Source organism: Actinomycetes bacterium (genome assembly GCA_022599915.1).
Lineage (GTDB): Bacteria > Actinomycetota > Actinomycetes > S36-B12.
Genome location: JAHZLH010000045.1, coordinates 12,823 through 27,021, shown reverse-complemented (window position 1 = coordinate 27,021; position 14,199 = coordinate 12,823). Strand labels below are relative to the sequence as shown.

Annotated in this window: 12 protein-coding genes; 4 read left to right on the top strand and 8 right to left on the bottom strand. The window is 61.9% G+C overall.

Annotated elements, in window-relative coordinates; all coding sequences use genetic code 11:
* Window positions 1-74 precede the first annotated feature (74 nt).
* Window positions 75-2,282 (bottom strand): hypothetical protein, encoded by a 2,208-nt coding sequence (locus K0U62_07535; GenBank protein ID MCH9801365.1) that lies wholly within the window; start codon window positions 2,280-2,282, stop codon window positions 75-77.
* On the bottom strand, window positions 2,279-5,122 hold the full coding sequence (locus tag K0U62_07530; protein MCH9801364.1) for an MMPL family transporter: 2,844 nt from the start codon (window positions 5,120-5,122) through the stop codon (window positions 2,279-2,281). The genes K0U62_07535 and K0U62_07530 overlap by 4 nt, the downstream gene beginning before the upstream one ends.
* Before the next feature lie 399 nt (window positions 5,123-5,521).
* Here K0U62_07530 and K0U62_07525 point away from each other — a divergent pair, with 399 nt between their 5' ends.
* The 3 genes from K0U62_07525 to ilvC all read left to right on the top strand — a co-directional run bounded on the left by K0U62_07525 (window position 5,522) and on the right by ilvC (window position 8,935).
* Window positions 5,522-7,264 (top strand): acetolactate synthase large subunit, encoded by a 1,743-nt coding sequence (locus K0U62_07525; protein ID MCH9801363.1) that lies wholly within the window; start codon window positions 5,522-5,524, stop codon window positions 7,262-7,264.
* Between the two features lie 4 nt (window positions 7,265-7,268).
* Entirely contained in the window at window positions 7,269-7,781 is a 513-nt protein-coding gene (gene ilvN, locus K0U62_07520; protein ID MCH9801362.1) for an acetolactate synthase small subunit, read from the top strand.
* A gap of 125 nt (window positions 7,782-7,906) precedes the next feature.
* Window positions 7,907-8,935, top strand: a complete 1,029-nt coding sequence (ilvC, locus tag K0U62_07515) for a ketol-acid reductoisomerase (protein ID MCH9801361.1) — start codon at window positions 7,907-7,909, stop codon at window positions 8,933-8,935.
* A gap of 17 nt (window positions 8,936-8,952) precedes the next feature.
* Here ilvC and K0U62_07510 read toward each other — a convergent pair whose 3' ends face one another.
* The 6 genes from K0U62_07510 to K0U62_07485 form a co-directional block, all read right to left on the bottom strand.
* Window positions 8,953-10,194 (bottom strand): pentapeptide repeat-containing protein, encoded by a 1,242-nt coding sequence (locus tag K0U62_07510; GenBank protein MCH9801360.1) that lies wholly within the window; start codon window positions 10,192-10,194, stop codon window positions 8,953-8,955.
* 188 nt (window positions 10,195-10,382) lie between these two features.
* Entirely contained in the window at window positions 10,383-10,739 is a 357-nt protein-coding gene (locus tag K0U62_07505) for a hypothetical protein (GenBank protein MCH9801359.1), read from the bottom strand.
* Window positions 10,740-10,990: 251 nt separating this feature from the next.
* Window positions 10,991-11,767: an SDR family NAD(P)-dependent oxidoreductase gene (locus tag K0U62_07500; GenBank protein ID MCH9801358.1), complete on the bottom strand. Its 777-nt coding sequence runs from the start codon at window positions 11,765-11,767 to the stop codon at window positions 10,991-10,993.
* Window positions 11,768-11,880: 113 nt separating this feature from the next.
* Window positions 11,881-12,399, bottom strand: coding sequence for a hypothetical protein (locus tag K0U62_07495; protein MCH9801357.1), 519 nt, complete (start codon window positions 12,397-12,399; stop codon window positions 11,881-11,883).
* The gene (locus K0U62_07490; GenBank protein MCH9801356.1) at window positions 12,396-12,635 is read right to left on the bottom strand and encodes a helix-turn-helix transcriptional regulator; all 240 of its coding nucleotides are present in this window, start codon (window positions 12,633-12,635) and stop codon (window positions 12,396-12,398) included. The genes K0U62_07495 and K0U62_07490 overlap by 4 nt, the downstream gene beginning before the upstream one ends.
* Before the next feature lie 13 nt (window positions 12,636-12,648).
* Window positions 12,649-13,296, bottom strand: coding sequence for a DUF2975 domain-containing protein (locus K0U62_07485; GenBank protein ID MCH9801355.1), 648 nt, complete (start codon window positions 13,294-13,296; stop codon window positions 12,649-12,651).
* 183 nt (window positions 13,297-13,479) lie between these two features.
* Here K0U62_07485 and K0U62_07480 point away from each other — a divergent pair, with 183 nt between their 5' ends.
* A complete protein-coding gene (locus K0U62_07480) occupies window positions 13,480-14,154 on the top strand; it encodes a TIGR00266 family protein (protein ID MCH9801354.1) in 675 nt (224 codons plus the stop codon).
* The last annotated feature ends 45 nt before the right edge of the window (window positions 14,155-14,199 follow it).

Below are 14,199 nucleotides of genomic sequence, written 5' to 3'. Positions count from 1 at the left end.
GGTCGGATCTCACGACTCGGTGAATCTCTGGAAATCCAGCCAGGTGGCGGTGCTAGGCAACGAGATCGCAGCCACTATCCATCCTGCAGGCGTTTCAAAACCGCGCCGGAGATTGCAGCCAAGACCACCAGGCCGATGGCGAGCAGCAGCCACGGGTTGGTGTCGGAGGGTGTGACTGCCGCCATGGTCATTACATAGGCGGCGTTGCCCACCGCACCCTCGGGCGCCCCGTAGGGCAGGGCGCTGTCAGCACGGCTATTCGACGCTGCCAGGTAGGCACTGGCTTGGGCGGGATCGTCGCTGGAGGCCACGATCTCGGCATATAGTTCCTCGGTGCCTTGGCTCTGCAACTCGGCGCTACCTGCCGCTAGCGCGTCACCACCGCTAGCCGCATCGTTCAAACCGACCGCTAGTTCGGTCAGGGCAGCGGACACTTCCACCGTGCCAAAGGCGACTTCACCCGCTGCTACCGCCAACTCCTCGCTACCGACGGCGAGTTCTTGGCCCCCATCGGCCACGACCTCGGCACCTTCGTCCAACGCTTGCGCACCTTCGTCGAGCGCCTCGGCCCCTTCGGCGGCGGCCTCGATCCCAGCGCTGAGGTCTTCCAGGCCTTCAACTAGCCCCTGTTCGCTGGGATTGTTCGATCCGCTGCGCAGCGCCAGCGACAACTCGTCGACGCCGGTCTTGATCTGGGTGAGTGCCAGGTAGAGACCCTGGGCGCTTTCGGTGGTGACGTAAGCGCGCAGGCTGAGTTTCTTCAAATCGACTTGCGCCGTAACAAGTTCTGCCAGTCCCTTCACCAGTTCTGGACACCCGTCTGGCGTCGGCAATGACGGCGTACATGACGCATTGACGCCCTGCTGCAGTTGAGCTGTGGCGCTTTGCAGTTGTTCTCTGACCGCGAGGAGTTCGTTATTGATCGTCACCAGGCTGTTGCGCACGACTTCGGACAAGGCGACCGAGGTGGTCACCAGGGTTTCCAGCGTCACGGTGCCGGTCGGAGCGGGCGAGGGTGTCGGGAAGATCGGGTTGCCATTGGGTTCGGTCGGGATTGTTGTTGGCGTAGGTATGGGTTTGATCGGCTCGGGTAGCGGTGGGTCGTTGGGGCTGCCCACTGCATCCGCGAGTTCCTCGGCACCATTGGTGAGCGCCGTTGCGGCGTCGGTCAACTCCGGCATGGCCTCGGCCAAAACCTCAGTGGCTTCGGCTAGTTCGGTGATGCCGACGGCGAGGCCTTCGGTGCCTTCCGCCAGATCGACTGCCCCCAACGCAAGAGCGGCACTACCGGCAGCGACGTTTTCGGTCCCGGGTACCAACAGATCCGAAACCCCGGCGCTGGCGGTATCTGCCCCGGTCGCAGCCTCGGTGATGCCGGTGGACAACTGCGCCGCCCCTTGGGCGAGTGCCAGAGTTTGTTCGTTCAGTTGGTCCACGCCGGACGCCAACTCTTGGTTGGCCGACACCGAGTTAGTGAGCAGTTCATCGCTGAACTCAGCCGCAGGGTCTTGGCTGGTACGCACAGCGGCCGCCGTGAGCAGCGTTTGCGGCACTGAACCGTTCCGCACGACTGCGTCAAAGGCCACAGTTTGGGTGTAGTCGCCCAACGGCGGGTACAACACCAGACTCCACGCGAGCACAGTGTCACCCTGCTCGTTGGTGGTCACAGCTGCCGTGCCGGTATCAGTCAGATCCCAGTCAGCAGGGACCACCGTGGTCAGCGTGCCCACCAATGGAGCGAACACCGGCAACTTTTTGCTCTGCGGTTGTCCGGCGGCATCGGTGTAGCGGATCTTCTGGTCTTTGGCGTCAATGTTGGTGATCGTGTACTTGATGCGAGCCCCACCGGAGGCTCCCAACATTTGCTCCGGATCAATGATCTGGTCGTTCAACGTGTACTGGGCATGCATAGCCAGCGGCATCGGCTTGTCCACTAGTGCCCGGGTGAGAATCAACTGCGGCTCGGGTCCGCCGATTTCTACCTCGATGCCGTTTGCGCTGACGACTGGGCGGCCGCGCTGGTTGAGGTAGGTGACGTTGGCGGTGGAGGTCGGGTCCAAAACGGTGCGCTGCTCGCCACCGGTGCTGGCCAGTCGGCTGATGATTTCTGAATCAATCGGTAACCCGGTGGGATCGAGCGAGGCCATTACGATCTCGTCGTTGACCAACGTGTCCTCAGGTGTGATTTGTTCGCCGGCAGCAGGACCGGTAGCGGGTGAGGTCATCACTGCGAGTCCGATGACGAGACCGAATCCAGTCAGGAGTGCGAGTAGCGATTTCACGATGATGCCCCCACTTTCTCCGCCGGGGCGGCGGGTGATGGCGGATCACCGGCATCACCGTCGTCGTCTTCCCGAGGGCTGGGCAGAGTACGGGCCAATCGATTCAACGTGATGGCCAGGAAGCCGCTCAACAGCAGCGGCAGCACCGACACTTGAATCACACTGCCTTGGCCGATCGCGGTCAGATCGACCAACGACAGTGCCACCCCGGTAACAATGCCGCCGAGTATCAGCGGCAGACCGTATTTGCGGGCCGGAGTGTAGGCGCCGATGAGTGCTAGCAGCACCAATCCCCAGGCGGCCATCATGCCTTGGTTGTGTTGTGTGAATGGGATCAGTGCGGCGAGTAGACCGAACACGGCAGCGACGAAACCACCGCCGAGTACCAACATGACCACCCGAACTGCTGGTCCGCGTCCGATACCAGGGACGCCTCGTGGCAGCCACACCACTAGTGCTCCGATGATCGACGAGATGGTTACGGCAAGCGGCAGGAATGCGTCCGTGGGATCTGGGGCAATCGTATTGGTGCAGATCCACCAGGACACCAGTCCCGCGATCGCCGCCCAGATTAAGCCGACGGTGGGAGCGGTGGCTTCGGCAACGGTGCTGGGGTGATCGTCAGGTAGTGGTTCATGAATGGTTTCCAGTGAGGCCGGATCGCCTTCCACGTTGAGTTCCGGCAGGGCGCGATCCAGCCACTTCGGCAGCCACCAGGTGGCTTTCGCCGCCAGTACCATCAAGGCCGGGACCAGCACGCAGCGCACGATTGTGGCATCCACCAACACAGCGGTGGCTAAGCCGACGCCGAACATCTTCACTACCGCACCCGGCACCAAGATGAACGATGCGAAGACCACCACCATGATCGAAGCAGCGGCGGTGACGACTTCGCCAGTATCAGCCAGGCCCCGACGCACCGAGGCGACCATGTCCCCGGTGCGAGTCCAGTGCTCGCGGAACGAGGTCAGCAGGAATACCTCATAGTCCATCGACAGTCCGAACAGCACCGCGAACATCATCATCGGCACATACGACTCAATCGGAACCAACTCGTCCAGTCCCAGCAGTGACGCACCCCAGCCGAACTGGAACACCGCCACCACCACGCCATAAGCCGCACAGATGGACAACAGGTTCATCACCGCAGCCTTGATCGGGATCACTAGCGAGCGGTAGGCCAACAACAGTAGCGATGCGGACAGCAACACCACCCCACCGATGAAGATCGGAAGTGCGGCTGCGATCTCATCGGATAGATCCATCATCAACGCGGTGGAGCCACCAACGTAGGCTTCCTCGTCCTGGCCGCTGGTCGCTGCGGGCAGCACGTTGTCGCGGAGGTCGTTCACCAGGTCTTGGGTGGCTGGGTCGGCGGGACCGGTGGTGGGAATCACTGAGATCACGGCAACGCCGCCGTCGGCGCTGACCACCGCATCACCCACCTGCGTCACACCCGAGGTTTGCCGCAGGTCATCTTCCAACGAGATCAACCGGGGATCGTAGGTGCGGGGATCGGTGCCAGCGGGAACGTCGGAGGTGTCTTTCGGGGCTTCCGCAGCTTTATTCATCTGCACGACGACGGCCAAAGGTCCGGCCTGTCCCGGACCGAAGGCCACAGTGATGAGTTCGTTGGCCTGATAGGCGGTGGTGTCCTTCGGGAGTGCTGACGCATCGGTCTGCCCGAAGGTCATCTGCGTCATCGGCAGTGCCAGCAGCAGCAAGATGCCGGTGGCGGCGATAGCGTGCCGCCACGGTTTCGCGGTGACTGAGTCAGCGATCCGCGCCCAAAAACCATGATCGAGGTGTCTGCCGTCCTCACTGTGCCGGCCGCGATGCACCTTTGGCATCACTCGTTTACCGAGCAGACCGAAGACTGCCGGCACGAACGTCAGTGATGCTGCAATCGCTACTGCCACCACAATCGCCGCCGATAGACCCAACCACGTCAGGAAACTGATCTGGGTTAGTGCCAGACCGCCCAACGCCAGGATCAGGGTGCTGCCGGCGAACACCATGCCAGCGCCAGCAGTGCCGGAGGTGCGGCCGATGGAGTCGTAGACCTCGAAACCCGACCGCAGCAGCGCCCGATGCCGGATGATCAAGAACAGTGCGTAATCGATGCCTACGCCCAGCCCCAGCATGGTGCCCAAGATCGGTGCCACGTCCGGGATGAAGACAGCCCGGCCTAGCAGTCCAATTAGTGCGGTACCGATGCCGACGGTGACAATGGCGTTGACCAGCGGTACGAAGGCAGCCACGAACCGGCGCAACGTCACTAGCAGCACGATGACCGCCATGATCAGACCGAGGCCTTCGGACAGTCGACTGTCGGACTGCGACAACGATTCACCCATCAGTCCGCCGAGGGCTACCTGGCATTCCGGGGCGTTATCGATACCGGTCTGCAAGATGTCCTCAGCGACGTCTTCTTTGCCGATGTAGGCAGAACCGACTTGGATCTGCAGGATGGCGGTCTTCTTGTCCGGTGCCAGCAAGCTGGCGTCGGTATCCGGCCCGGTGACGTCTGCAACGCCGACGACTTTCTTCTCGGCTTCTTCTACTCGTTGGAGGGTGGCGGCACCATTGCCAGAATCCAGCGACGTGGGGCAGGCGATGACCAGTGGCTGCGCATCACTGGAGACCCCAGGGAATGCCCGACCCAGCAAAGTTTGTGCTTGCGCGCTGTCGGTACCTGGCAACACCACGTCCTGTTGGCCCGCGGGCGCCAACCGGTTATTGAGCCCCACGACGGCGATCAACACCAGCAGCCATAGCGCCAAGACGGTCTTGGCGTGAGTGGCGCACCAGTGCGAGACCAGATAAAGCCGGCGGGTCATGCCCCGATCCTGCCGCAGCGGCCTCGTGCTGTGTTCGAAACGCAATATTTGTAGGTGGCGAGGCTGCTGGCAGCAGCCTCGCCTCGGGGATCGACTTGACGGATCGAGTCTGCCGCCCCACCATGGGAACGTGCGAAGAACACGCCTCGTAGTTACCTAGCGCGTCGGCAATAGCCGGCGCGCCACCCTCCGATGCCCCACCGGGCCGGGGGGTTTTTCGTTTCCGGGGCAGGTGACCCGCCCGCCTCGGTAGCGAAAGTCCGCCCCGCGACAGCGGGCGATCCCCGACGGCGGGGCGGATGAGGCGGGGGATAGCGCACAGTAGGGTGCCAAGGGACAATAGTTCCAGGCGCCGCAGCAGCGGGCCGTGGAGACGGCCCGGGACGAAGTGAGGTAGTGATGACCGAACAGATCACTGGTTCGGAGAGCCTAGTCAAATCTCTCGAGCATGCTGGGGTCGAGGTCGTGTTTGGAATTCCCGGTGGGGCGATCCTGCCGGCCTACGACCCGCTAATGGATTCCAGCGGGATCCGGCACATCCTGGTCCGCCACGAGCAGGGCGCTGGCCACGCAGCAGAAGGCTACGCGCAGGCCACTGGCAAGGTTGGTGTCTGCATGGCCACCTCTGGTCCAGGCGCCACTAACCTGGTCACCGCCATCGCGGATGCTCACATGGACTCGGTGCCGATCGTGGCGATTACCGGTCAGGTGCCCAGTAAGGCCATCGGTACTGACGCTTTCCAAGAAGCAGACATTCGCGGCATCACCATGCCGATCACCAAGCACAACTTCCTGATCACCGACCCGGCACAGATTCCCGAGGCCATCGCGCAGGCGTTTCACATCGCCGCCACTGGCCGACCCGGCCCGGTGTTGGTCGACATCAGCAAAGACGCCCTGCAGGCGATGACGACGTTCACCTGGCCGAAGCAGATCAACCTGCCCGGCTACAAGCCCACCACTAAGCCGCATTCGCGGCAGTTGCGGGCTGCTGCGGAGATGATTCTGAACTCCCAGCGCCCGGTGCTGTATGTCGGGGGCGGTGTCATCAAGGCGGACGCCAACGAAGAACTGTTTGAACTGGCGGAGTTGACCGGGATTCCGGTGGTGACCACGCTGATGGCTCGCGGGGCCTTCCCCGATGGTCACGACCAGCATCTGGGCATGCCAGGCATGCACGGCACGGTCGCGGCTGTTGGTGCACTGCAGCAGGCTGACCTGCTGATTGCACTGGGTACCCGGTTCGACGATCGGGTCACGGGTCACCTGCCGAGTTTCGCCCCAGAAGCCAAGGTGATTCACGCCGACATCGACCCGGCTGAGATTGGCAAGAACAGGCCTGTCGACGTCCCGATTGTGGGTGACGCTCGCCCGATCATTGCCGGGTTGACCTCGGAGTTGCAGCGCCGCATCGACGCAGGCGCTACCACCGGCTTCGCCGAGTGGTTGGCCAAGGTGTCGGATTGGAAGCAGACCTACCCGTTGGGCTATGACGATCCACATGACGGCACATTGTCCCCGCAGTATGTGATCCAGCGTCTGGGTGTCATTGCCGGACCGGAAGCCATCTATGCCGCCGGGGTTGGTCAGCATCAGATGTGGGCGAGTCAGTTCATCGACTACGCCAACCCACGCACGTGGTTGAACTCTGGTGGTGCCGGCACCATGGGGTACGCGGTTCCCGCGGCCATGGGCGCCAAGGTCGGGCAGCCCGACACTGTGGTGTGGGCGGTTGATGGTGACGGTTGTTTCCAGATGACCAACCAAGAACTTGCGACCTGCACCATCAACAACATTCCGATCAAGGTGGCGTTGATTAACAACTCCTCGCTCGGCATGGTGCGGCAGTGGCAGACGCTGTTCTACAACGAGCGTTACTCCAACACTGACCTGCAATCCCACGACTTCCCGGACTTCGTGAAGTTGGCCGAGGCCTACGGCGCAGTGGGTCTGCGTTGCGACAACGAGGCTGAGGTTGACGCCACCATCGAAAAGGCGATGTCCATCAACGACCGTCCGGTGGTCGTGGACTTCCGGGTGCACAAGGACGCGATGGTGTGGCCCATGGTCGCGGCCGGCACTAGTAATGACGACATTAAGGTCGCCCGCGATTTGGCGCCGAAGTGGGACAGGGAGGACTGATCCAATGTCACGGCACACATTGTCTGTTCTGGTGGAGGACGTCCCGGGCGTGCTCGCCCGCATTGCTGGGCTGTTCTCCCGGCGTGGCTTTAACATCGAAAGCCTGGCGGTCGGCCCGACCGAGAAGGATGGCGTATCTCGGATGACCATCGTGGTCAGCGTGGCGGATCTGCCGCTGGAACAGGTCACCAAGCAGCTAAACAAGCTGGTGAACGTCATCAAGATCGTGGAGTTGGAAGACGCCAACAGCGTCCAGCGGGAACTGATCATGGTCAAAGTGGCCAGCACCAACGACAGCCGCAGCCACATCCTGGAAACCGTGAACCTGTTCCGGGCCAAGGTCGTGGATGTGGCACCCGATGCGCTGACAGTCGAAGCGACCGGCGACCACGGCAAGCTCGATGCCTTGCTGCGGGTGCTGGAACCGTTTGGCATCAAAGAACTCGTGCAGTCCGGTGCCGTGGCGGTCAGCCGTGGCACCAAAGGCATGAGTGAACGCCAGCTTCGCAGCGCTTGAGGACGGGTGGCCGCAGCGCCGCCTGACCGCGACCGTATCCTTAACTAATAATTCCCTTGTATCCGCGATTCTTTTGAATCCCCTGCGGCCCCACCGGCCGCGCCCCAGTGAGAAGAGGACTTCCTGTGGCCACGCTGTTCTACGACAATGACGCTGACCTGTCGATCATCCAAAATCGGGTGGTTGCGATCTTGGGCTATGGCTCCCAGGGTCACGCCCACGCGCTCAGCCTTCGCGACTCCGGCGTCGATGTCCGGGTCGGTTTGAAGGAAGGCTCCGGCAGTCGGGCCAAGGCTGAGGCTGAAGGGTTGCGGGTCGTGGACCCCGCCACTGCGTCCGCCGAGGCTGACGTGATCATGGTGCTGGTGCCGGATCCGGCCCAGCGCGACCTCTACAACGAGGCGATTGCCCCCAACCTGCAAGATGGTGATGCGCTGTTCTTTGCGCACGGCTTCAATATTCGGTTCGGCTACATCAAGCCACCGGCCACAGTGGATGTGGCCATGGTCGCCCCCAAGGGTCCCGGCCACCTGGTGCGTCGCGAGTACGCGGCCGGTCGTGGCGTGCCCGCCATCATCGCGGTGGAGCAGGACGCTACCGGTCAGGCCTGGCCGCTGGCGCTGTCATACGCCAAGGCGATCGGTTCGCTGCGTGCGGGTGGTATTAAGACCACCTTCACCGAGGAGACCGAGACGGACCTGTTCGGTGAGCAGGCAGTGCTGTGCGGCGGTGCTTCGCAGTTGGTGCAGTACGGCTTCGAAACCCTGGTCGAGGCTGGCTACCAGCCTGAGGTCGCCTACTTCGAGTGCCTGCACGAGCTAAAGCTCATCGTGGACCTGATGTACGAGGGCGGTATCGCCAAGCAGCGCTGGAGCGTTTCCGACACCGCCGAGTACGGCGACTATGTCTCCGGACCCCGAGTGATCGATCCGCGGGTGAAGGAGAACATGCAGGCGGTGCTCGCCGACATTCAGTCCGGTGAGTTCGCTGATCGGTTCATCAAGGACCAAGATGCTGGCGGCCCGGAGTTCCTGGAGTTGCGCGCCAAGGGCGAGCAGCACCCGATTGAGGGCACCGGTCGTGACCTACGCAAGCTGATGGCTTGGGTCGAAGGCGACGACGAGGACTACGTCGAAGGCACCGCTGCCCGCTGATCAAGCTGGTGCGCTGGTCAGCAACTGTCGTTGTTGATGCGACCGTCCGGCATGGTGGTGTTGCAGAAGCGCGACCTAGAGCTACTAAAGCCGGGTAACTCCAATTTCGCGCCGGTCATGTCCGCGCCGTACAGATTCGCGCCGGTTAGGTCCGCGTACGGCAGGTCCGCTTCGGTCAGGTTCGCTTCGGTCAGGTTCGCGTACATGAGCTTCGCGCGCAGGTCCGCCTGGGTCAGGTTCGTTTTGGTCAGGTTCGCGTGGGTCACGTTTGCGCTGTTCAGGTACGCGTGGGCTAGGTTCGCGGAAGTGAGATTGGCTCTGGTCAAGGTCGCCTTGTCTAACCAGGCGGAAAACATGTGCGCGCTGGTGAGGTTCGCGTCGGTCAGGTTTACATTGACCATTGACGCTTCTTGCAGGTTCATGTTTCTCAGATCCGCGCGGGTCAGGTCCGTGTAGAGAAAGTTCGCGTGGGACATTTCCGCGCCGTACAGTTTCGCGCTGTCGAGTTTGGCTCTGCCGAAGGTAGCGAGGGGTAGCTGTGCGCCGCGCAGGTCGGCGTTGGTCAGGTCCGCGCCTTCAAAGTCCACTGTAAAGAGTGGTGGATCAATGCACTCCTGCAACGGCATCAATAGAGAAATCCCCCTCCTGTCGGTGCATCCGGTCACCTTAGCGCCGGACAGGTTCGCCCCGGATAGTTTGGTGCGGGACAGGTCCGTGTTCGACAGGATCGCACCGGACAGGTCTGCTCGCTCCAGATGCGCCTGAGCCAGGTAGCAGGAGGTCAGGTCCGCTCCGGGTTGTAACTTGACGTCCTTACAATCCTTCATACCGAACTGCTTGGGGTCGTTGAAGACCACGCGCGGGGGTTCCGGCGGCCAGGCGCTTCGGTTAACGGCGCTGATGGTTGTGACAAAAGTGCTTTCATACAGCTTGTCGCCGTCGTCGGGATGGTCGTGCTGTTGAGTGAGGCTCAATACGAGGCCGTGTGCGTTGCGAGCCCGCTTGGCTTTCTTGCGCCCCAGGTTGGTTACGACGTTGCTGTGTTTCGCCTTCAGTTTTTTGGTCGAGAACTGGTCCAGTTCATGGGCCTTCCCATTCTTCTTGACCGCGACAAGGCGCATATGGAAGCGGTGATTGTTGCCGTCACGCTTGCGCAGCCGGGCGTCCCATTTCAGCCTGGCGGTAACCAGTCGACCATCCGCGGAAACGGATGCGTCTTCGACTTTGATGCCACGCTTCTTGGTCGCTTTCGCTGCCATCGGAGCGGTGGTGTGCGCTGTCTGAGCTGGGGTGACAGAAGTGGGCGCCGCGGCTTGTGCTGGCAGGGCCGGAATCACCACCACTGCCAACGATACGGTCACGACCGCAGCGGTGAAGTTTCGCAGGCTCATGAGGGTCCGTCCTGAAACATCGATAATGGCCAATAGTTGTTCTAGGTCCTTCGATCCTATCCGCAAGAGGCCACCGTGTTGTCACGTCGCTGCCCCAGTTCACCTAGATGACGGTCGCCGACGGCAGCGAATCTAATCTGAGCCTGAACCCGTCGGTTGGTATGGAGTTGATCTTGGTTTGTGGGGTCCCAGTGATGGGTTTGGCTCATGCCGAACCGGTAGGCCCGCAAGCGTCGTTCGATGGTCGTGGCCGCCCGCATCTGGTCGAAGACCAGTGGCATGCCACCGTGACGGATCACGTCAATGTCCTCGATCGAATCCGCCCCCGCACTCATCGCCGCGATCAAGCTCAAAGCCTCGGGCGGCGCATTGGCCGCAGCACCATCGATTCCGGTGGGGGGGCAGATACACATGCTCACTCACCAGCCCCGGCAGGCCGAGTTGGTCAGTCAACTCCAACATCGGAAGCCAGCCCGCGGTGCCGATCAGATTCGGCTCGTCGGCAGTCACTGAAATCGCAGGAACTGTATGAGAGGTGTGCGTCCAGGGGATGAGCCTTCCTGAACCGGAAACTGGGGCTCGACAACCACGGTTTTCCCTGGTCAGTGCCTCATTTCGTCGTTGAACATGGCCTCGAAACGATCACGAACCGACGGATGGCGGCTTAGTGGGGCAGCCCTAGCTGTTCCATCGTGTAGTCGAAGACTTCGGCGGCTAACTCGTTGTCCAAACCCGGGCCGGTCGGCTCGGTGATGGCGTTCTCAGCCAGAAATGCGCCGGACTGACCTACCAGTGATGGATCAAGGGCGGCGAATGTGACTGCGGCTGCGCCCTCATCCAGGCTGTTGACGCCGTCTTTGCGGAAACCGGTGGTCATCAACTTGGTGCCAATTACTCCCGGGTGCACCGCGTAGAAATCCACCCGATCCTGTCGCCGCGCCCATTCACGAGCCATCAGCAGGTTGGCCAGTTTGGTGGTCATGTGGGCGCGGAAGTGGTTATAGCGGCGCTCGGCATAGCCGGGGTCGTCTAGATCGAACTTGCCCCGACCGTGGGCTGTGGACGATAGGAAGATCACCCGCCCCCGCTCGGGCATCGTCGGCAGCAGCAACGCAGTTAGCAACGATGGCGCCATATGGTTGACCGTCCACATGATTTCTTCGCCGTCGGCATTGGTCACTCGTTCCCGCTCGTACACGCCAGCGTTGTTGATCAGCACATCGGCTGCACTGGCTGCACCTGCTAGTTCGGGGACCTGGTCGAGGTCGGATAGGTCGGCTACAAGTCCCGCTACTGCCCGATCACCGATGCTGGCCACCGCGGCTTCCACTCTTTCTTGCGACCGGCCATGAACCATAACGTCGACTCCTTGCGCCGCAAGGACTTGTGCCGTCCGTAGCCCAATGCCGTCAGTGGATCCGGTGATGAGAACAGTGGTCATGGCGTCAGTGTGGTGGGCTCGGGGACAACTCGCACCTGCACTAACCAGAGTCGACTGATGGCAGCAGCGAACCGGGCGCGCGGATCAGGCGCACCCGGTCTCGCTGTCGTGGGCTAGTCAGTTGTTTGCATCGCTGCCTTGTCCCGCTCGTTCTTGGCGATCGCTAGCACGGCGAAGGTGGCTAGTGCGTAGGCCATGCCCAACAGCGCCCGATTGACTTCCGGCATCGTGGAGTAGAACGCCAAGTTGTAGGCCACGAGCAGGAAGGGTGTGGCGGCCGCGACCCAGGACAGGCCATAAAACAGTCCGGTGATCGGCACACCTTCGGTACGGTCGCGCACTGATTTGCTGACCGACAAGCTGCCGAAGAACGAAAACAGCACCGCGGTGTAGAGGAAGAACCGATCCGATGCCGCTAGGCCGGGGGAGTACCAGGCGGTGTAGAGGAAGGTGATGGCTCCCAGGCCGAAGGCGAACCAGGACACGCCTTGCCAGGCGCCACTTGGGGGCGGCACGCAGCCGGGGGAACGATCAGGTTGACTGCGTCGTTGTGGCGACGAGGTGGCGCCGGTCTGCCCGGGTGCGCTCGCGGTGGGGAAGGGTTGGGATGGCTGAGCGGAAGTGCTGCTCATGACGGATCTCCTTTCGTGGTGGGGGAAGACGGATCCGGCTCGATGGCGAAGAGGTCGCCGACCTGGACTCCCAGGACCTCGCACAGCGCGATCAGGGTGCTAAACCGGATCGCTTTGGCCCGGTTGTTCTTCAAGATGCTCAAGTTGACGGGGGTGACGCCGACTCGTTGCGAGAGTTCGGCCACCGTCATCCCTCGATCAGCGAGTAGTTGGTCGAGTTGGCAGACCACGTTCATGTCGTCACGCATGTCACACCAGCCCCTCAACGTCTTCTTGCAGCGCACGACCGCGGGCAAAGGCTGACGCCAACAGCAAGATCAGTAGCGCCAGGAAAAACGGTGGAATCGAGTAGTAATGAACCGCTTCCAGTGGCGCGGATAGATCCAGGTAGTCCACAAAGGCGTGGGCCGCGAGCAAGTTGAGGGTGTCTGCGCCAGCGCTGGCCACCGCGATCGTCAGGGCGAGCCACCGCAACAATGACGCATTGCCTCGGTGGAAGGGGTTCCCAGCGGCGATGCGGGTCAGCAGGATCGCGAGCAACGCTGCCACTATTCCCAGACCTGCCGCCCACATCGAGGTCCCGAGATCAGTGAGTAGTCGCAAAGTCCAGGGGATCGGCTCACCGGTGGGGTCTGACTCGACCACCACGTTGACCGTCAAGCCGTTGTAGGGCGGTTCCAGGTAGGTATTTGGGGGTAGCCCGGGCACGGTTGCAAGGAGTTCGCGGCTACCGGGGTTGTCGATGTCCAGCGTCGCAGCACCACCGGACTGCAGCAGTTGCTGTACCGGTAGTGCTATCGCTGTGACCAGCGCTACCGCTGCACCCAGCCACAGCACCAACGCAATCGGCTGACCGAATCGTTCTGCGGTGCTGTGCGACTGTTCTTCACCGGCCATGGCTCCTCCTGGCATATCGTTAGTCGATACAACGATAAACGATAATAACGAAAATCGATATAGTCAACCTGGATGAGTTTCCGCCCGTTCTGGGTTGTCATCCCGCGCCAGTAACGACTAGTCGCCTAGATTGGCGAGCAGAAGGTGCGCCGGAATCGCCGGCCGCTGGCTTGGGAGGCCAACATGCACTCGGAGATCAAGTTTTCACCGTCGTTTGCTTCTGCCGAGGTGACGCTTAGTCCGGGCGAGGCCTGCAAGGCTGAGGCCGGCGCGATGCTGGGTATGGCGGGGGTGGAGATTGAGACCAGCACCCAGGGCGGATTGATGAAGGGCCTGAAGCGGTCGGTACTCGGCGGCGAGTCGTTCTTTATGAACACCTTCACTGCCGGAAACGCTGGCGGCACTGTCACCTTTGCGCCGACGCTGCCGGGTGACATTGTGTCCTGGCAATTGACGGGCCAGACGGTCTACCTCCAGTCCGGTGCCTACCTCGCTTCCGCGATGGGAATCGAGGTCGACACCAAATTCGGGGGTGGCAAGACCTTCTTCAGCAGCGAGGGGCTGTTCATCCTGAAATGCTCCGGACATGGTGAACTGCTGGTTTCGTCGTATGGCGCCATCGATGCCAAACAGTTGGCGGCCGGGGAGAGTTACACCGTCGACACCGGGCACATGGTCGGTTGGTCTGAGGGAGTGCAATACAACGTCCGCAAGGTGGGCAACTGGAAATCTACCTTCCTGTCCGGTGAGGGCCTAGTGGTGGACTTGACCGGACCGGGCGTGATCTACACCCAGACTCGCTCCCAAGACGCCTTCCTGGACTGGCTGCTGCCCAAAATTCCCTCATCCAGCAACTAATCGCCAGCGCAGCATCGGACTGACCGGACCTGCCGACCGCTCGTG

Coding starts and splice junctions, on each gene's coding strand:
- K0U62_07500 (MCH9801358.1), bottom strand. CDS start 11,767: ATGACCACTGTTCTCATCACCGGATCCACTGACGGCATTGGGCTACGG.
- K0U62_07505 (MCH9801359.1), bottom strand. CDS start 10,739: ATGTGTATCTGCCCCCCCACCGGAATCGATGGTGCTGCGGCCAATGCG.
- K0U62_07490 (MCH9801356.1), bottom strand. CDS start 12,635: ATGAACGTGGTCTGCCAACTCGACCAACTACTCGCTGATCGAGGGATG.
- K0U62_07485 (MCH9801355.1), bottom strand. CDS start 13,296: ATGGCCGGTGAAGAACAGTCGCACAGCACCGCAGAACGATTCGGTCAG.
- K0U62_07480 (MCH9801354.1), top strand. CDS start 13,480: ATGCACTCGGAGATCAAGTTTTCACCGTCGTTTGCTTCTGCCGAGGTG.
- K0U62_07510 (MCH9801360.1), bottom strand. CDS start 10,194: ATGGCAGCGAAAGCGACCAAGAAGCGTGGCATCAAAGTCGAAGACGCA.
- K0U62_07495 (MCH9801357.1), bottom strand. CDS start 12,399: ATGAGCAGCACTTCCGCTCAGCCATCCCAACCCTTCCCCACCGCGAGC.
- K0U62_07525 (MCH9801363.1), top strand. CDS start 5,522: ATGACCGAACAGATCACTGGTTCGGAGAGCCTAGTCAAATCTCTCGAG.
- K0U62_07530 (MCH9801364.1), bottom strand. CDS start 5,122: ATGACCCGCCGGCTTTATCTGGTCTCGCACTGGTGCGCCACTCACGCC.
- ilvN (MCH9801362.1), top strand. CDS start 7,269: ATGTCACGGCACACATTGTCTGTTCTGGTGGAGGACGTCCCGGGCGTG.